This is a genomic window from Sphingopyxis sp. C-1, from assembly GCF_001047015.1.
Taxonomy (GTDB): domain Bacteria; phylum Pseudomonadota; class Alphaproteobacteria; order Sphingomonadales; family Sphingomonadaceae; genus Sphingopyxis.
On sequence record NZ_BBRO01000002.1, the window covers coordinates 586,061 to 605,250 of the forward strand.

General features: G+C 65.8%; 14 protein-coding genes. 7 read left to right on the forward strand and 7 right to left on the reverse strand.

Annotation, left to right across the window (positions count from 1 at the left end):
- Nucleotides 1-4 precede the first annotated feature (4 nt).
- The 4 genes from SC1_RS17305 to phbB all read left to right on the forward strand — a co-directional run bounded on the left by SC1_RS17305 (nt 5) and on the right by phbB (nt 5,804).
- Complete coding sequence (locus SC1_RS17305) at nt 5-2,293, forward strand: xanthine dehydrogenase family protein molybdopterin-binding subunit (RefSeq protein WP_062185456.1); 2,289 nt, start codon at nt 5-7, stop codon at nt 2,291-2,293.
- Entirely contained in the window at nt 2,290-3,309 is a 1,020-nt protein-coding gene (hemH, locus tag SC1_RS17310) for a ferrochelatase (RefSeq protein WP_062185458.1), read from the forward strand. The genes SC1_RS17305 and hemH overlap by 4 nt, the downstream gene beginning before the upstream one ends.
- Nucleotides 3,310-3,401: 92 nt before the next feature.
- A complete protein-coding gene (locus SC1_RS17315) occupies nt 3,402-4,964 on the forward strand; it encodes a DUF1963 domain-containing protein (RefSeq protein ID WP_062185460.1) in 1,563 nt (520 codons plus the stop codon).
- Nucleotides 4,965-5,081: 117 nt separating this feature from the next.
- Nucleotides 5,082-5,804 carry an acetoacetyl-CoA reductase gene (phbB, locus tag SC1_RS17320; RefSeq protein WP_062185462.1) on the forward strand — a complete coding sequence of 241 codons (723 nt, stop codon included), beginning with the start codon at nt 5,082-5,084 and terminating at the stop codon, nt 5,802-5,804.
- 42 nt (nt 5,805-5,846) lie between these two features.
- Here phbB and SC1_RS17325 read toward each other — a convergent pair whose 3' ends face one another.
- Complete coding sequence (locus SC1_RS17325) at nt 5,847-6,599, reverse strand: DUF4019 domain-containing protein (protein WP_062185464.1); 753 nt, start codon at nt 6,597-6,599, stop codon at nt 5,847-5,849.
- A 215-nt stretch (nt 6,600-6,814) separates the two neighbouring features.
- Here SC1_RS17325 and SC1_RS17330 point away from each other — a divergent pair, with 215 nt between their 5' ends.
- The gene (locus SC1_RS17330; RefSeq protein WP_062185466.1) at nt 6,815-7,060 is read left to right on the forward strand and encodes a ribbon-helix-helix domain-containing protein; all 246 of its coding nucleotides are present in this window, start codon (nt 6,815-6,817) and stop codon (nt 7,058-7,060) included.
- Here the strand turns inward: SC1_RS17330 and SC1_RS17335 are convergent.
- The 6 genes from SC1_RS17335 to SC1_RS17360 all read right to left on the reverse strand — a co-directional run bounded on the left by SC1_RS17335 (nt 7,045) and on the right by SC1_RS17360 (nt 17,119).
- Nucleotides 7,045-7,902, reverse strand: coding sequence for a RimK family alpha-L-glutamate ligase (locus SC1_RS17335; RefSeq protein WP_062185468.1), 858 nt, complete (start codon nt 7,900-7,902; stop codon nt 7,045-7,047). The two genes, SC1_RS17330 and SC1_RS17335, sit on opposite strands and share 16 nt — an antisense overlap.
- 137 nt (nt 7,903-8,039) lie before the next feature.
- Nucleotides 8,040-12,743, reverse strand: a complete 4,704-nt coding sequence (locus tag SC1_RS17340) for an NAD-glutamate dehydrogenase domain-containing protein (protein WP_062186917.1) — start codon at nt 12,741-12,743, stop codon at nt 8,040-8,042.
- A gap of 177 nt (nt 12,744-12,920) precedes the next feature.
- Nucleotides 12,921-14,261 carry a hypothetical protein gene (locus SC1_RS17345; protein ID WP_062185470.1) on the reverse strand — a complete coding sequence of 447 codons (1,341 nt, stop codon included), beginning with the start codon at nt 14,259-14,261 and terminating at the stop codon, nt 12,921-12,923.
- 108 nt (nt 14,262-14,369) lie between these two features.
- A complete protein-coding gene (locus tag SC1_RS17350) occupies nt 14,370-15,305 on the reverse strand; it encodes an alpha/beta fold hydrolase (protein WP_062185472.1) in 936 nt (311 codons plus the stop codon).
- Nucleotides 15,302-16,111, reverse strand: coding sequence for an SDR family oxidoreductase (locus SC1_RS17355; protein ID WP_062185475.1), 810 nt, complete (start codon nt 16,109-16,111; stop codon nt 15,302-15,304). The genes SC1_RS17350 and SC1_RS17355 overlap by 4 nt, the downstream gene beginning before the upstream one ends.
- A gap of 105 nt (nt 16,112-16,216) precedes the next feature.
- Nucleotides 16,217-17,119: a LysR family transcriptional regulator gene (locus tag SC1_RS17360; protein WP_062185477.1), complete on the reverse strand. Its 903-nt coding sequence runs from the start codon at nt 17,117-17,119 to the stop codon at nt 16,217-16,219.
- A gap of 270 nt (nt 17,120-17,389) precedes the next feature.
- Between SC1_RS17360 and SC1_RS17365 the strand changes: the two genes are divergently transcribed.
- Entirely contained in the window at nt 17,390-17,830 is a 441-nt protein-coding gene (locus tag SC1_RS17365; RefSeq protein ID WP_062185479.1) for a DUF983 domain-containing protein, read from the forward strand.
- Nucleotides 17,820-19,190, forward strand: a complete 1,371-nt coding sequence (locus tag SC1_RS17370; RefSeq protein WP_193749211.1) for a PLP-dependent aminotransferase family protein — start codon at nt 17,820-17,822, stop codon at nt 19,188-19,190. The genes SC1_RS17365 and SC1_RS17370 overlap by 11 nt, the downstream gene beginning before the upstream one ends.

The window sequence follows — 19,190 nt, forward strand, 5'->3', positions numbered from 1 at the left end:
GGGCATGGCCGGCATTCGCGACACTGTGAGGAAAGATAAATCGCGCCTGCCGCACGTCAGCCGCCGTTCGTTGCTGGTCGGCGCGACCGCGGCGGGTGGACTTGCCGTCGCATGGAGCATGTGGCCGCGCGATTACCAGCCCAACCTTACCGCCGCGCCCGACGAACATGTTTTCAACGCTTTTCTGAAGATCGGCGACAATGGCCGCATCAGCGCGATCGTCCCGCAATGCGAGATGGGTCAGGGCGTCACGACGCTGTTGCCACAGATCATGGCGGACGAACTCGGCGCCGACTGGCGCACGATCGCGGTCGAAACCGCGCCGATCAACCCGCTCTATACGAACACGCTGCTCGTCGACGAGGATAGCGCGGTCTTTACCCCGCGCACGGGCGTCCCCGATTTCGTTTCGGACGTGCGCAGTTGGGCGCGCCGCGAATGGGCGGTTCGCCATGCCGTGATGCTGACCGCCAACAGCTCGTCGGTGCGGATGTTCGAGGCGCCGTGCCGCGCCGCGGCGGCGCAGGCGCGCGCGCTGCTGATGATGGCCGCGGCCGCGCGCTGGGATGCCGATTGGGAAGAATGCGACACGCAGGACGGCTTCGTCACTCACGGCAAGAAAAGGATGCGCTTCGGCGACGTCGCGGCGGCGGCCGCCTTGCTCGAACCGCCGGTGGAGCCCGTCTATCGCGCGAGCAGCGCGGACCCGCTCTACGGCAAGGAACTGACGCGGCTCGACCTGCCCGCGAAGATCGACGGATCGGCCAATTATGCCGGCGACATTCGCCTGCCCGACATGGTGTTCGCGGCGATCCGGCAGGGGCCGCTGGGCGCGACTCGACTGAAAAGCATCGATCGCAAACAGGGGCTCGCTTCGCCCGGCCTGCTCCATGTCGTCACGCACGAACGCTGGGTCGCGACCGTGGCGCGCAATTGGTGGGCGGCGAACCGCGCGCTCGACCGTTTCGCCCCGGTGTTCGAGACCGAGGGCACGCCGATATCGACGGACCGGATCGACAAGGCGCTGAAGGCCGCGCTGAAGGACGACGGCTATCGCATCGCGAGCGAGGGCGACGTCGCCGAGGCGATGGAAGGGCGGCAGAAGGTGGCGGCCGAATATGCCGTCGCCCCCGCGCTCCATGCCCCTATTGAAACGCGCAGCGCAACGGCCGCACCCGACCGCGACGGGTTGCGCGTCTGGGTCGCGACGCAGGCGCCCGCGCAGTGCCGCGACGCGATTGCCGGCGCGACCGGACTGGCACCCGCGAATGTCACGCTGTTCCCGATGATGGCCGGCGGATCATTCGACGCTTGCCTCGATCACAATGTCGCTGTGCAGGCGGCGATCATCGCGCTCGAAGTCAAACGCCCGGTCCAGCTTGCCTGGTCGCGCGCCGAAGAGATCATGCGCTTGCCGCCCCGCGCACCGGCGCGCGCCAAGCTGACCGCGACGCTCAACGCCGCGGGCGGGATCGATGCGTTGGTGACGCGCATCGCGGTGCCGCCGACGAATCACGAGGTTCGGGATCGCCTGTTCGACAATGCGCCGGCCGATGTCGCACAGCGCGCGGCGGCGGGCAGCGCCGATGCAATGGCGGTCGAAGGCGCGGCAAGCGGCTATGCGATCCCGCATCGGGCAGTCGATCATTGCCCCGCCGATATCGGCCTGCCGACGGGGCGTTGGCGCGGCAATGCCGACAGCTACACCGCCTTTTTCACCGAATGTTTCGTCGACGAAATGGCGGCGCGCGCCGGGACCGACGCGCTGTCCTATCGCATGGCGATGCTCGGCAATTCGCCGCTGCTCGCGCGCTGCCTGCTTACGGTGACCAGCCTCGGCGGTTGGGAAGGCGGGCTTTCAGGCACAGCGCAGGGGCTGGCCTGCCACTCGATGCGCGGCAGCCATATCGCGCTGATGGCAACCGCACGGCAAAGCGAACGCGGGCTTCAGGTCGAACAATTGGTCGCGGTGGTCGACGCCGGACGGCTTGTGAACCCGGTGATCGCGCGCCAGCAGATCGAGGGCGGGCTGGTCTTCGGCCTTGCCGCGGCGGTCGGCGCAACGACCGATTATGAAGGCGGGTTGGCAACCGCACGCAAATTCGGCCAGCTCGGCCTGCCTGACCTGTCACAGACGCCGCAGATTCTGGTCGAATTCATCGAAAGCGACCGCGAACCCGGCGGTCTTGGGGAAATCGGCGTTCCGGTCGTCGCACCGGCCATCGCCAATGCGATGTACGCCGCGACCGGTCGCCGCATCCGCCGTATTCCGCTGTCGGCGCAGCCGTTATGACAAACGGCAAGGCAGCCGCTGCGCCCCTTCCGGCCGACCACCCGCAAGTGGCGACGCCGCGCATCGGGGTGCTGCTGGTCAACCTCGGCACTCCCGACGCGCCCGACGCGCCGTCGGTGCGCCGCTATCTCGCTGAATTCCTATCCGATCGCCGCGTCGTCGAAATCCCGCAGATCCTTTGGCAACCGATCCTGCGCGGGATCATCCTGACGACACGGCCGAAAAAATCCGCGCACGCCTATGCGCAAGTGTGGACCGACGAAGGATCGCCGCTCGCCGCGATTACGCAAAGGCAGGCTGAAGCATTGCAAGCCGTGTTCGGGGAAACCGTGAAAGTCGCCCATGCCATGCGCTACGGCGAACCGGCGATCGGCGGGGCCATCGACGCGCTGACGGCGGCGGGCTGCCGCAATATCCTCGTCGCGCCGCTTTATCCCCAATATTGCGCCGCGACGACCGCAACGGTGGTCGATGCCGTGGGCAAACATCTGCAGACGCTGCGCTGGCAGCCGACGTTGCGCTTTCTGCCGCCCTATCACGACGATGCCGCTTATTTGGGCGCGCTCAAAGAGTCGGCGGAGCGCGGACTTGCCGCGCTCGATTTCACCCCCGACGTACTGCTCGCCAGCTTTCACGGGATGCCCGAACGGACGCTGCACCTCGGCGATCCTTATCATTGCCAGTGCCGCAAAACCGCACGACTGCTGTCGGACGCACTCGGCCGTCCTGTCGAGGTGGTGTTCCAGTCGCGCTTCGGGCGCGCCAAATGGCTCGAACCCGCGACCGATGTGCGGCTTGAGCAGCTCGGCCGCGAAGGCCGCAGCGTCGCGGTGTTCGCGCCCGGCTTTTCGGCCGATTGCCTCGAAACGCTCGAAGAGCTGGCGATCCGCGGCAAGCAGCAGTTCGAGAGCGCAGGCGGGCGGCATTTCGCCTATCTTCCATGCCTCAACGCCGACGCGCCCGGCATGGCGATGCTCGAAACGCTGGTGCGCCGCGAACTGGCGGGATGGCTCTGATCCCGTCCGCTTACCAACTGTTTAGGTCCATGCGCTAATTTCCTCCGACCCGGTGCGGAAAAGCCATGAACGCGCCATTTTGGAGATTCACCATGAACGAGGTCGAATCGGCGATGCTGATGCTCGCCGGAGCCACATTGGCCTTTCTGGGAATCGCTTTCGCCATCTGGTGGTCGCGGCGCCCGCGCCCGGTCGCCGCCGCCCCGCGCGCGCCACGAGCGCCGCGTGAAATCCGTCTGCCAAAGCTCTCCCGCAAGGCCGTACCCGAATATGAGGAGGTCGAAATCTCCCCCTCGCGCCTCGCGCGGATCCGCCGCACCGACCCGCCCGAGATGCCGGACGAGAGCGGATATGAGGCCGACTCCGAACCAACGGCCGCGGTCGAGCCCGTTATCGAACCCGTCGAAGCCACGCTCGAGACGATGGCATCCGAAGTCGCGGCGGAAGCGCACCGTATGGGCAATCCCGACGCCGAAGAGGTCACGCTTCGCCTCGTCCCCCAGATCCCGCCGCGCGATGCGATCTCGACGAATAGCTGGATCGGTGGTCGCCCACACCTGCCGGCCGGGACGAATTGGCCGAAGATTGACGATCAGCCGGCAGATTTCCTGGCGCAGATCAACTGCGCCGACCTGCCGCAGCATCTGTGGGGCGGACTGGGGCCGCGCGACGGCGCGCTCGCATTCTTCATCCATCGCCGCAAATATGCCGTGAGCGTGCTTCATCTGCACGAACCGGGTCTGCCCGTTGCGCCACCCTTCACGCTCAACGACCCCGAAGGATGGTTCGCCCCCTATGGTCGCCTTGGCTCGGGCGATCTCGCTTCATATGCGGTGCGCGCCTTTCCCGAATGGCCGGTCGACCTTGTCGCCGTGCATCCGGGCGAAGCTGATCCGCGCAGCGAAAGCGATCCCGCCGAGCCCGGCGCCGCGCTTTACGACGGCGGCTACGACATCGCCGACCCAGCCTTCCACCCCTTCGACTGGGGCAGTATGACGATGATGGTCACATTGCTCGAGCAACGGCTCGACCGGCTGACGGCCGAGGCCACGCCGCCGCCGGGCGCCGCCGCCGAGCACGTCTCCGAGATGGAACAACGTGCCGCGATCAACCGCGAGGCGCGCACGCGCGCGGAAGAGATTATCGCCATTATCCGTGACAGTGCGGCGCGCGCCGATTTCTCGGCGGCCGACGCTACGGCGGTGATGGCGGGGTTGCACGCGATCCGCTGGGCCAAGGCGATCCGCTCGGTCGATCCCGAAACGGGCGCGGAACAGGTTGAGACGATCATCCTGCCCCTGACGACCCATCGCGCCGACGCGAATTTGTGGGTCCATGATTATCAGACAATCCTGTTCGATCGCGCAAAGCACGCATGGTGCGCCAATCCGGATAATCTTTCGGCACCCGCGCGCGCGCTGTTCGAACCCTGGTGGCAGGCCCTGGCCGAACGCGAAATGGCCGCGATGGGGCATCAGCCCTTTCGCCACCTGATCGACTATGACGAAGAGCGCGACGCAGTGCTGCTCGAATTGCCGACCAGCGGACTTATGAGCCGCATCTTTGGCGATCGCGACAATCTGGTCGTGACGATCGATAGGGCGAACCTTGCCGTCGGCGACTTTTCCAAAGTCCGGGCGCAGGTGAGCAGCTAGCGCCCCCCAAAGGGTTCATGCGGCTGCATAGCTTTGCGATTGACGTTCCGGTCAACTTGCGGGCTCCGGCGACGCAGCCTAATCATCGTCCCATAACTCTGTGGGAGAGCTTGATTTATGGCACGAATCGCAATCGTCACCGGCGGCAGCCGCGGCATCGGGGAAGCGATTTCACTGAAACTGCAGGAACAGGGCGTCACCGTCGTCGCCAACTATGCCGGCAATGACGAAAAGGCGCGCGAGTTCAGCGAGCGGACCGGCATCCGGGCGATGAAGTGGGACGTCGGCGATCACCAAGCATGCCTCGACAGCTGCGCGCAGATCGCGGCAGAGATCGGCGCCATCGACATCGTCGTCAACAACGCCGGCATCACCCGCGACGGCACGCTTGCCCGCATGAGCTATGACGATTGGGACGATGTGATGCGCGTCAATCTTGGCGGCTGCTTCAACATGGCGAAAGCGACCTTCGGCGGCATGGTCGAGCGCGGCTGGGGCCGCATCGTCAATATCGGTTCGATCAACGGACAGGCGGGCCAGTACGGCCAGGTCAATTATGCGGCCGCGAAATCGGGCATCCACGGCTTCACCAAGGCGCTGGCGCAGGAAGGCGCGAAGAAAGGCGTGACAGTCAACGCGATCGCGCCCGGCTATATCGACACCGACATGGTTGCCGCGGTGCCCGCGCCGGTGCTCGAAAAGATCGTCGCGAAGATTCCCGTCGGGCGCCTCGGCCAGGCCGATGAAATCGCGCGCGGCGTCGCCTTTTTGTGCAGCGAGGATGCGGGCTTCGTCACCGGGTCGACGATGAGCATCAACGGCGGCCAGCATATGTACTGACGATGGCGGGCGGCGGCTTTGCCGTCGCCCGCGAAGCTGCCCCTATTCGATCGTAACCCCGACGACGCGCCACTCCTCGCCCTCGCGAACCAGCGACAGCGTTTCGATCGCCCCTGCCTTGTTCGCATAGCTCGTCCTGAACTTTACGACCTGATAGCCATAGGGCGGCGCGGGCACATATTCTTCGCCGATCAATTCGCGGGAAACGAGCGCGCCGAGCGGCGTGCGGACCGACCGCGACACTTCGGCCCACCGGTCGCTCGTGTTGAGCGACTTGAACGCCTGTCCGGTGGCGTTCCAACTGCCGTTCCAGTCGCTTTTGTCGGTCAGGGCGAGCCACTGACGCGCCGCCTGTACCGCAGCGGTTTCACTCGCCGGTGCCTCCGAGGCTGGCTTGGGCGCGGCGGGGGCCCCGGCGGTCCCCGACAAGGACGCGAACGCAAAGAGAGCAAGGCTGATCGACATGACAATTCCTCCGGCTATCCAGCCAGTGCGGCGCGATATGCGGCGCGTCCCGGCTGGTGTCCGAAGCTCTCCCATGTCGGCCGCGACGGCCGCATCCCTGAAAGCCCTGTCCGCCAAAAATTGGGGGGTCTCCCGTTCGATCTCGCGTAGCTGCCGCGCGGCCTCACGGCTGCTCGACGCCGACATCTTGCGCCGTGCATCGCGCAGGCGTTCGTTGATCGTATGGACCGACAATCCCAGATGCCGCGCCATGGATTTCGCGTCATGGCCGTCGACCAGCAGGCGCAACGTTTCCTTTTCCTTTTCGGTGAGCGCCTGAAGTCCTGTCATGAGCCTGCCTGCATTTGTACCGGATCGGCTGGCCGGTTTACGGAAGGCCGAAATGGCCTGCCACCCCAAATAAATCGTACCTCGGCTTTGGGGATGGCCGGAACAGGAGCCGCCGGGCTGCAGCCTTGCTGTGGCGCATCAAGTCGCTACACCCGAAACATGATCGAAGCCCCGTTCGCCGCTGCCCTGATCGTTCGTCGCGGGCGTGCGCGCCGTTGAGCACGCCGCTTCACCCCCCGGTCAAACGATCGGTGACGATCGCCGGCCATCCGACCTCGATCAGCCTTGAGCCGATGTTCTGGGACGCGCTCGAAGCCGAAGCCGCGCGGCAGGGCCTGCCCATCAACGCGCTCGTCGCGCGGATCGATGTCGCGCGGATGGAAGCGGACGATCCGCCGAACCTGACCTCGGCGATCCGCCAATGGCTTTGGCGGAGCCGGCCCGGTCAGATCGCCCCATAGACCGCCGATCCGAACGCCGCGCCCTTGTCCGGTGCATGGTGGAGGAACAGCGACGGCTCGATCAGTTCGAGTTCCATGATGTGCAGCGTGCCCAGCGCGTCGCCGACCATATCGACGCGCGCGTAAACAGGCGCCGCCGGCGCCGCGGCGAGGGCCTGCGCGGCGAGCGCCTGCGCGGCGTCGCTCGCCGCGCACGCCGTCTCGCGCCCGCCGAATTGCTCCTGAACGCGAAAATCGCCCGAAGCCGGACGCTTGACGATCGCGTGGCTGAACTTGCCCGCAAAAAAGAAGAGCGAATATTCGCCCTCGGTCAGGATGCCGGGCATCAGCGGCTGGACCAGCCGCCGCGCCCCCAATGCATCGGCCGGGATCGGCGCCCCTGGCGCGATGCGATGCGTTCCGTCGGCGCCGCCCGAGATCGCCGGCTTGATCACGATTTCGTCGGTCGCCAGCTCCGACATCGCTTCGGTCAGGCTCGCGTCGTCGAGCGCATCGACCTCGACCGTCGGCACGACCGCGACGCCCTTTGCACCGAGTTCGCCAAGATAGGCCTTGTCGCTGTTCCAGCGCAGCACCGGCACCGGATTGGCAACCGGCAGGCGCGCGTCCTCCAGCCGATCGAGCAGCGCATACCAACTGGCGACATCGCGCTGATAACCCCAGGCGAACAGCGGAAGGACGAGGTCATAACCCGACAGATCGCCGGGATCGCTCCAGACCCGCTGCTCGACGATCAACCCGGCCGCCGTCAGCGCCGCCGCCTTGCGGGCAAAGGCGGGCTGCCACTTCTCGTAATAGTCGGGCGCCGGGACGAGGATCGCGACGCGGGGCTGAAACGGCATGACCTACTTCACTTTCTCAAATCCGTCATTGCGAGGAGCCGAAGGCGACGCGGCAATCCAGAGCAGGCACAAACCGCCCTGAATTGCTTCCCCCGGCTTTCGCCGGGGTCGCAATGACGGGGTAGGCAGCGGGATATTTACCGCCCCAGCAGCCCGCGCGCCTGCCCCGCAATATGCGACAGCATTGCACCGTTCGGGGTCGGGATCATCCGCGCGCGGTCGACCGTGGCGCGGAACTGCTCGACCCGCGGTGCATGGTCGGCAAGCCATTTGGTCACCGCCGCGTCGAGATCGCCTTTCGGCAGCCCGGCGAGGAAGGTCAGCCGCATTTGCTGGAAATCGCGCGCGAGGCTGTTGACGAGCAGGCGTTCCCACGGATCGGCCGGGCTCATATGCGCCGCCAGCGTCTGCGCCCAATCAAGACCCAATGCTTCGCCCAGATGGCTGAAGGCGCTGGTCACCGCGACCTCGTCGTCGCCGCGCCGTTCGGCGAGGTCGACGATGCCGATCGCGCCGTCGGTCTTGAACAGCCGCACGACCGAAGCGGTCAGCGCCTCGGGCGCGCCCGCGTCGAGCAGTTGCTGCGTCAGCATGTCCCACTGATGCTTGACCGACGGGCTGAGCAGACCGTCGACGCTGGCGTTGAGACGGTCGACACCGGGTTCGAGCCGCGCCACGACGGGTCCGGGCTGCGAGAGCGACTGCGTAACGCGCAGCAGGTCGGCCATCTGCGACGTCATCGCCGACGCGGCCTGACTGAACAGCGACAGGCGGATGCTCTCGTCGATCTTCGCTTCGTCGAGCGCGTCCCAGATCGCGGGCAGGTCGAGCAGGCGCTCTACCGCGACGAATGCCGCCGCGATATCGCCGAGCGCACAGCCCTCCTCTTCGACCAGTTCGAACGGATGGACGATGCCCATGCGGTTGATGATGCGGTTCGCGATCTTCGTTGCGATGATTTCGCGGCGAAGCTGATGGTCGGCGATCGCCTGCCCGAAATCGCGCTGCATCTCGTCAGGGAAGGCCGCGGCAAGGTCGCTGCCGAGCGCAGGATCGTTCGGCAGGTCGCTATGCTCGATTGCATCCTGCAGCGCGAGCTTGGCGGTCGAGAGCAGCACCGCGAGTTCGGGGCGCGTCAGTCCGCGCCCTTCGGCGGCGCGGCGGAGAAGCTCGTCGTTCGCAGCAAGTCCCTCGACCTTGCGATCGAGCCGGCCCGATGCCTCGAACGTCTCCATGATCCGCACGAGCGACGGCACCGCCGCCGAACCGCCCTTTTCGGCGATCGACAGCGCAAGCGCCTGCAGCCGGTTGTCCTCGAGCACCAGTTCCGAGACATTGTCCGTCATGCGCACGAGCAGCGCGTCGCGATCATCCTGCGACAGGCGCCCTTCGGCCATCTCGCGGTTCAACGCGATCTTGATATTCACCTCATTATCCGAACAATCGACGCCGGCCGAGTTGTCGATGAAGTCGGTATTGATCCGCCCACCCTTCGCCGAGAAGGCGATGCGCGCGGCCTGCGTCGTGCCGAGGTTGGCGCCCTCGCCCACCGCCTTGACGCGCAGATCCTCCGCATCGACACGCAGCGCGTCGTTCGCGGGATCGCCGACTTCGGCATTATTCTGGCTTGCCGCCTTCACATAGGTGCCGATGCCGCCGAACCAGAGGAGGTCGGCAGGCGCTTTCAGGATTGCCGAGATCAGCGAGCCAGGGTCGATTTCGCTGACCGAAAGGCCGAGCATCGCCTGCACTTCGGGGGTCAGCGTTATGCTCTTCTGGCTACGCGGGAAGATGCCGCCGCCCTTCGAGATCAGCTTCTCATTATAGTCGGCCCAGGATGAGCGCGGCAGGTTGAACATCCGCTCGCGTTCCTTCCAGCTCTTTGCCGGATCGGGATTGGGGTCGAGGAAGATGTGGCGATGGTCGAATGCTGCGGTCAACTGAATTGCCTTCGACAGCAGCATGCCGTTGCCGAACACGTCGCCCGACATGTCGCCGCAACCGACGACGCGGATCGTGTCGCTCTGCACATCGACGCCCATTTCGGCAAAGTGGCGCTGGACCGAGAGCCAGGCGCCCTTGGCGGTGATGCCCATCGCCTTGTGGTCATAGCCCTTCGATCCGCCGCTGGCGAACGCGTCGCCGAGCCAGAAGTCGCGTTCCATCGCGAGCGCATTGGCGACGTCGGAGAAGGTCGCGGTGCCCTTGTCGGCGGCGACGACGAAGTAAGGATCGTCACCGTCGTGGATCACAACGCCCTTCGGATGCACGACCTTGCCCGCGACCAGATTGTCGGTGATCGACAGCAAGGAGCGGATGAAGATGCGATAGCATTCGGTGCCCTCGGCGAACCAGGCGTCGCGGTCGAGCGACACGTCGGGCAGCGCCTTGGGATAGAAGCCGCCCTTTGCGCCGGTCGGCACGATGACGGCGTTCTTGACTCGCTGCGCCTTCATCAGCCCGAGAATTTCGGTGCGGAAGTCGTCGCGGCGGTCGGACCAGCGGAGGCCCCCGCGCGCGACCGGACCGGCGCGCAAGTGAATGCCCTCGACGCGCGGCGAATAGACCCACACTTCGCGCCAGGGCAGCGGCTTGGGCAGGCCGGGAACGAGGCTCGAATCGATCTTGAACGCCAGCGCTTCCTCGGCCGCGGGTGCGAACGCGTTGGTACGCAGCGTCGCGCTGATCACGGCGTGGAACAGGCGGAGGATGCGATCCTCGTCGATCGACTTGATGTCGGCAAAGTCGGCAAGGATTTCAGCCGCAAGTGCGTCGGCACGCTTCGCGTCGCGCGCCTTGGGGTCGTGGAGCGCGCGGAACCGTTCGATCAGCGCCGCCGTCAGCTTGGGCGCATGCCGCAGCGCGCTCACCACCGTGTCCATGCCATAGGCGGAGCCGCCCTGACGCAGATAGCGGAACCAGGCGCGCAGCCACACGATCGCGTGCGGGTCGGTCTGATTGGTCAGCACAAGCTCGTTAAAGGCGTCATTTTCGGCGCGCCCGTCGAGCACCGCCGCGATCGCGCCTTCGAGCACTTCGGCATAGGGAAGCAGCGCGAGTTCATCGACATTGGCGGGCAGCCGCAGCGTGAAATCATGGATGACGATCGACTGCTCGTCTTCGCCCTCGGCACCGGGAGCCCTGCTCTGGAGCGCGGTCGGGATTTCCTCGAGCACCTCAAACCCGAAATGTTCGAGCGCGGGTACGACGTCGGACAGCGCGAGCGGGCCGACCGCGCTATAGACTTTGAGCCGCAGCCGGTCGTCGCCGTCGAGGCTCTTGCGCGCCAGCCGCACGCTGCGCGGGTTGGCGGCGTCGAGATCGCGCAGGCGAAGGATATCGCGCGCGGCTTCCTCAGGATTATAGAGGTTGCGGTAGTTGGGCGGGAAGGTCGGCGCAAAACGCGCCGCGAGTGCCGCCGCGCGGCCGGGATCCCCGCGCTTCGCCAGCGCCGCTTCAACCTCGGGCTGCCAGCCACGCACCATCTGTTCGAGCTGGGTGTTCAGCGCCTCGGCGTCGGGTACGACCCCGCCGCTGCGCAGGTCGAGCGTATAGCGCAAGAGCGCCGCGCCGCCGTCTTCGAGCACCATCGTCCAACCGATAACGCCGGCCTTCGCCTCGCGCACCAGCAGCGATTCGACCGCAAGGCGGCGGCCGGTCGAAACTTCGTCGCGCGGCAACCAGACGAAAGCGAACAGGTGACGGCCGAGCGCACTCTGCACCATCACCACCTTCGGCCGCGGCCGGTCGGTGATCGACATAGAGGTCAGCACCAGCTCTTCGAGCGACGCCGCGTCGAACGCGATGAGCAGATCGTGCGGCAGCGCGGTCAGCGCGTGCGCGAGCGCCTTGCCCGCGTGGCCCGTGGGGTCGAAACCGAATTTCGCCATCAAGGCTTCGAGCTGCGCGCGCAGCACGGGCACCTTCGCGGGCGGCGCGGACAGCGCGGCACTGGTCCAGAGGCCGGCATGAATCGACAGGCGATCGACCTTCTTGCCCTTCACCTCGGGTACGATGACGAGGTCGAGCAGGACGCGGCGATGCACCGCCGACAAGCGGTTCGATTTGATCAGCAGCGGCGCGGTGCCGCCCTGATCGAACCAGGCGAAAGCGGCTTCGAGCGCGGCCGGCGACAGCAGTTGGCCGTCGGCGCTTTCGCTGATGCCGAGCGGGTCCTGCACCTTGCCGTCGCGCGTGCGCCATTCGTGGCCGAGCTGGGTCATCGCCCCGCCCTCGAACCAGCGGAGCAGTTCGGCCGCCTCGCCCTCGACGCGCATCGCGGCGTCGGCGAGCATCGCGGCGCGCATCGCACGCCAGTCGCGCACCGCCGCACGCACGTCGCGCAGCGCGGCCTCGAGCGCGTCGAGCAGGCGGCGACGCGCGCGTGCGTCGCCGCGTTCGAGTTCCATATAAATGACCGACTCGCGGGCCGATCCTTCACCGGCTTCCTGCAAATGCCCCTTGGCATCGCGCTTCACGGTTACGACGGGGTGGAGGATGCGGTGGACGGCCAGACCCTGCGCCGCGACGATCTGCGACGTCGAATCGACCAGGAAGGGCATGTCGTCATTGATGATGACAAGCCGCATGCGGCGGTCGGTGCCGTCGGCGGCAATCGGTTCGAGCAGCAACGACGGCGTTTCGGCCGTGCGCTCAAGCGCAGCACGCGCAGCGAACTGGCTCGCATCGGACAGCGCCGCCTTGTCCATATCGTCGCCCTCGCCCGGCAGCGCGCTGCCGGCGAGCGCGGCCAGATAGGCGGCGGCAACTTTCGGAGGAATTTTGACGGTGGAGGGGGTTGGCGTGTCCGTTTCCGGCGTGTCGGACGTATTCTGAGGCATAAAGTGCAGCATCCCGAACCAAAAGAGGGGGATCCCAGCCGACGATCGGCGGGGGTCCGTTCGCTGCGCCCCCTATGCGCCTGCGCGGCGCGCGGCTCAAGGCCTCGTTCGCGCGTCCACGCAAAAATATTTCAATTTTGAGATTGTCTGTTGCGTGAACGCTCTCAATCCGCGCCGTCAGGCGCCGGGCGTGATCGGAACCGCCCTTTTCGCAAGCTTCGCGACGAGGGTCGGATCGTCCGCCGCCTTGGCAACGATCCCGATATGGCCGCCCGGCATCGCGCGCGCGATCAGCACGACGAATTCGGCGTCGCCGGCATCATGTTCGAGGATCAGCGCCGGGTGCGCGCGGCGCAGCGCTTCGAGTTTTTCGTCCGTCCGCTCGCCGTCGTCCTGCGCCGGCTTTCGGCGCGCGCGCGCATCCTTGACCAGTCCCTTGAGCCCGCCCGGATAGCGATCGAGATAGGCTGCAAGTTCGCCCCGGCCGACGCCCTCTTCCCTGGCATGGCCCAGAACACAGGCATATTCGGCCAGCCGCGTCTTGTCATAGGCGGCGCCGAATACCAGCTTCACTACCGGCGTCATCGGCGCGCGGTCCTGTACCGCCAGTCCGGCATCGTCGAGCAGCGCGGCAAAGGCTTCGGGCTGTTCCTCGGCCGCCAGTGCGAAATCCCACGCCTTGCCCACCGCCTGATAGAGCGCACCGCGGCTCCGGCTGTCGGCAGCGATCGCGCGCTCGGCCGTTTCGCGCGCAAGCGCCAGCCAGTCCGCGAGTTCGGCATCCTGACCGGGATCGGCCGACAGTTCGTCATCGTTCGCCGGGTCGTTCGCGTCGGCGAATGGGTCGGTTCCCAGCCCGGCAAAGCCCGGCAGGACATCGGCCGCGACATCGTCGTCGAGATGCTCCGAATCGGGGCCGTCGGCCCACACGGGTACCGGCGCGGTCAGCGGCGGCGCGCTGCGCAGCGCCTGCTCGACCGAAAGCTGCAATTCCTCTGCCTGATCGGCGGGAACCGCTTCCTTCCAATTGATCACGCCCATGATGAAATCGATCGTGTCGTCGTCGGACGAGAAGGGCAGCAGGATGCCGCGGTACATGATCGTCGTACCGCGATCATTCACGAACTCGGCCTCGAATCCGATCGGCGCGCGGTTGGCGATGATCTGGAGATAATGGTCGGTCAACCGCGACAGCAGCGAGCGGCCGGGAATCTGGCTGATATAATGGACGTCCTCGTCGATCTGCGATTCGTCGCGCAGCCGTTCGCCCAGAAAGGCAATGCCGGGGTTCTCGATGCCCTGCGTGAAATCGAGCAGCACCGAATAGGGACCGAAATCGGCGCCCTCCAGATCGAGATCCTCGACGGAGGGATAGGCACGGTCGGCCAGCAGCGAAGCCCAGTAATTATAGGCCCGGACCTGCATCCGCCGTTCGTCGACTCCGACGGACGCGGGCGCATCGATCGCCCCGTCATCCTGATCATGGCTACCCGAAAGCAGGCCGCGCATGCTGTCCATCATTTGTCCCCAGTCGCAAACATCGGTAAATCTTATGCACCGGGACTGGTAAAAGCGGCGTAAACGATGGCTACGGCGACGCGCGATCCCGCGCGCCGCCGCATTCGCCTATCGAAAGGCAGACCGGACTTCCCCGGCGGCACCCTGCGGGTCCTGAAGGTGCGGATAATGTCCGATGCCTGGCAAGAGACGGAATGAGGCGCCGATGCGCTGGGCCAGTTCGGCTCCCAACGCGTGATTTATGAAGACGTCCTTCTCACCCCACATGACCTTCACCGGGGTCTTCAGCCGCCCGATATTGGCCTCGAAATCATTCTGATCGCGGCTGAAGTGCGAATAATAATGATAGAAGGCATCGGCGGAGGTCATGGCGCCCTGCCCCCATCCCCGGCGCCGGTCTTCCTGATAGGCTTGCGGCACCCCGAACTGCGCTTCGGGCGCAAGGCCGCGCCGGGTCGAATTCTCGAAAATCTCGTCGCGCGCCTGATTGAACTGTATCCGCGCGGCCTCCGCCGTTTCGGGCGATTTCAACTGCTGTAATCTTTCCTGCATATGCTGCGGCCGATCGAACGGCGCGAAATCGCCGACGATGATCGTGCGAGCAATGTCGGGATCGTCGAGCGCGGCGAGCAGCGCGGGCAGCGCCCCGATATCGGTCGCATAGATCGTCAATTTCGACCGATCGATCCCCGCCTTCGCGATATAGGCTTTCAGGACACGGGCATAATCGCGCGGCGCATAGGCGAACTCGCTGGCCGCGGGGCGCGACGATTGCCCATAGCCCGGCCAATCGAACGCATGGACCTCATAATCGTCGGCGAGCGCCGCCGACATGTCCTGCCAGACATATAATGTTTCGGGGAAGCCGTGGAGCAGGAGCACCGTCCCTTTCGGGTTGGGATTATGGACGACCATATGTCGGAGCGTGATCGCGGGGTCGACTTCGATAAAGCCGACCGCTGCCTTCGCCGGTTCGCCGGCGAGGACGGGCGCGGAGCCGATAGTGAGGGCCGCGGCGAGCGCGGCGCGGACGACCCGGTTCATGCCGCCACCCCTTCACGAACCGCATAGCGCGGTGCGGGCGTATCGGTCGACAGCTCGGCCGCCATCGCCTGCCGTGCCGCCTCGAAGGTCTCCCATCGGCTTTCGTCATGGAGACCGGGGATCGTGACAAATTCTTCGCGTGCAAGGCCCGCGAGCGCGGCATCGACCATATCGTCGGCGCGCATGACGATCTCGCCGGGCAGATGCTCGACGGGTGTACCCGCGATGCTCCAGAAATCGGTCGCGGTGGCGCCGGGGAGCACGACCTGGATCTGAACCCCGGTGCCCGCGAGTTCGTGACGCAGATTCTGGCTGAAGGCGAGGACAAAGGCCTTGGTTCCGCCATAAACGCCATTCAGCACTTCGGGCGCCACCGCGACGATCGAGGCGATGTTGACGATCGTGCCGTGCCCGCGTCCGGCAAAGGCCGGGACCGCCGCATAGCTGAGGCGCATCAGCGCGTTGACGTTGAGCGACACCATCGCGCTCATCGCGTCGACGTCGGCTTCCAGCGCCTGTGCGGTCGATCCGATGCCGGCATTGTTGACGAGCATGGTGATACCCCCATCGCTCGCGAGCCGATCCTCGATGGCCCGCAGATCGTGCGGGTTGCCAAGATCGGCGGTGACGGTTTCGATCTTGCGGCCGGTGGCCTCGCGGATCGCCTCGGCCACCCCGCCGAGCTTGTCGGCGCTGCGCGCAACAAGGATCAAATCATAGCCCTGCCGCGCGAGACGATCGGCGTAAAGCGCACCGATTCCGCTCGATGCTCCGGTGATGAGGGCGATGCCCTTTGCTTCGTTCATGATGCTTCCTTTCCAGGTAAATCGGGAATGGAAGCGATGTAACGGGTGCGGCAGAGCGCCAGTAGACGCCCGATCCGGGAGCCAGCCTCTCGTCCGCCGATAGGGTCAGCCGGTCCCGAAGCCGTCGCAGGCGGCACGTAGGCGTGGCGCCGCCCAGTCGATGAAGCTGCGCACCTTCAGGGGCAGCAGGCCCTGCCGCGGATAGACGATATGCACCGGCCGCGGCGGATCGGGATAATCGATCAGGATCGGCACGAGCGCGCCGGACGCGATTTCGCCGGTCAGTTGATAGTCGAAAAGCCGTGCGATCCCCATTCCGGCGAGCGCGGCCGCCAGATTGCTCGCGGCGGTGTTGACCGCGACGCGCGGGCGCGGCGTGACAATCCGTTCCTCGCCATCGACGGTGAAGGTCCAGAATATCGGCTTTGGCCCGAACGCCACGCCGTCATGCCCCGCCAGCTCGTCCGGATGCCGCGGTATGCCGCGCCGTTCAAGATAGGCGGGGCTGGCGCAGCTGATCAGCCGGAACGCGCCCGCCTTTACCGCATAGAGGCCGCTATCGGCGAGATGACCTAGGCGGATTGCCACGTCGACATGTTCCTCGACCATCGGAACGATGCGGTCGGACGTCACGAGCTTCAGCGTGACCTCGGGAAATTCCTCGATGAAGGCGAGCGCAATCGGCACGACGTGGCGCGCGCCGAACTCGACCGGCATCGTGATTGCCAGTTCGCCGCGCGGTGCCTGATATTCGCCCGACGCGCGCCGCTCGGCCTCGTCGACATCGGCGATGATGCGCCGCGCCGCCTCGACATAGTCGCGCCCCGCGTCGGTGAGCTGGATATTGCGGCTCGTCCGAACGAGCAGATTGGTGCCGAGATGGCGTTCAAGATCGGCGACCTTGCGGCTGACGCTGGGCAGCGGTGCGCCGAGCTTGCGGCTGCCCGCCGACAGGCTGCCGGCATCGACGACCGCCAAAATCACCCGCATTGCGTCGAGACGATCCATCCGCCCTCCGTTCCACCCACCCGCTTTAATCCCATTCGGCCGCGCGACATAGCCGGCGAGATTGTCCGGCAAAATACCCCGCAACCGTCGCCGTTGGGTCGGTATTGCCAAATTATGCATGGATTATATTGTTCAGATAGCCATGCTAAAATTGGGATCTCGTTATATAATAGATATATTTCAATTACTTGATTGAATTCTTCAATTTTCTCGGTCCTGAACCTATGTCCGCTTTGCATGGCATTGGCTATGCGTCGATTGGAGTCGGATATGACAAGCGGCGATCTCGGAAACGAAAAACTGCGCTGGATTCTGTGGTCGGGCTGGCATGGCAAATGCCCCGAATGCGGCAAGGGTCGCATGTTCCGCTCGTGGCTCAAGCTGGCCGACCGGTGCGAGAATTGCGGGCTGGATTTCAGCTTTGCCGCGCCTGACGACGGCCCGGCCTTTTTCTCGCAGTGCATCGTCGCCTTTCCGCTCACCTTCGTGATCGTATGGTTGCAGATCGCCTACAGCCCGCCGCTCTGGATTCACCTCGTCTTCTCGATCCCGATCATGGTCATCGGGTGCGTGCTCCCGCTGCGCCCGATCAAGGGCTGGCTGGTCGCCTCGCAATATGTGAACAAGGCACAGGAATCGGGAACCGAGCATCTGTGGGCAAAGCTGAATGCGCGCGAAAGGCACGAAGCGGACGAACGGCATGGCGGCTGACGCCTGGACGCCCGATATCGCGGGTGCCGCAGGACCCAAATATAAGGCGGTGACGGGCGCGATCGCCGCCGCCGTGGCGCGCGGCGAACTCCATCAAGGCGACCGCCTGCCGCCGCAGCGCGAGCTTGCAGCGCGGCTCGGCATCGACCTGACGACCGTTACCAAGGCCTATGATCTGGCACGGCAACGCGGCTTGATCGTCGCGCGCGGACGCGCCGGCAGCTTTATCAGCGATGCGGTGCGGACGGGGGAGATAGCCACCACCGCACAAAATGACATCGCAATGAACAGCCCGCCGGTCGCCGCCGAATCGCGGCTTGCCGAAGCCATGGCCTCGGCACTCGGAACGTTGACGCAGGGCGGCGGCGTCGCCCGCCTTCACTATCAGCGCCCCGGCGGCGCCGCGGCCGACCGCGAAAGCGGCGCCGAACTGCTGATGCGCCTTGGCCTGTCGTCCGACCCCGAACAGATCGTCGTCACCGCGGGTGCGCAGAACGGACTTCATGCCATTGCGTCGACCATCCTTAGGCCCGGCGACCGCATCGCGTGCGGGCTCTATTCCTATCCGGGGTTTCGCGCTGTCGCCCGCCGGATCGGCGCCCACCTCGTCCCGCTGGCCGAAATGACCGTCGAAGCGATCGAGGCAGCGCATGCCGATGCGCCTCTGCGTGCGCTCTATGTCGTGCCGACGAACGACAATCCGACCGCCGCGACGATCGCGCTCGAAGGCCGCAAAGCCATCGCGGGCTGGGCGCATGATACCGGCGTGCAGATCATCGAAGACGATGCCTACGGCCTGCTTCCCGATGCACCGCTTCCCGCGATCACAAGTTTCGCGCCCGGCAACGGCTGGTACATTGCGAGCATGGCGAAGGTCGTGTCGCCCGCACTGCGCGTCGGCTTTGTCCGCGCGCCAGGCGTCGCCGAGGCCATGCAAATTTCATCATTCCAGCACGAAAGCGCCGTGATGGCACCGCCGCTCAATGCCGCGATGATATCGCTGTGGTTGACCGACGGCACGTTCGACACGCTCGTCGACGCGGTGCGCAAGGAAGCCGCCTGGCGGCAAAAGCTCGCCCGGACCGTGCTCGGCGAGGGGCACCATAACGCACACCCGCAGGGCTATCATCTCTGGCTGCCGCTGGCCGATGATATTAACCCCGATACGCTCGCCGCCGCGCTGGCGCTCGACGGACTGTCGGCGGTGCCTTCGGACCGGTTCGCGGTGGCGCCCGATGCGCCGGCGGCGATGCGTATCTCGCTCGGGGGAACGATCGATCGCCGGAACCTGTCGCGCGCGCTGCACCGGCTCGCCGCGCAGCTCTGGACACCCGGCAGCGCGGCGAACAACATCGTCTGA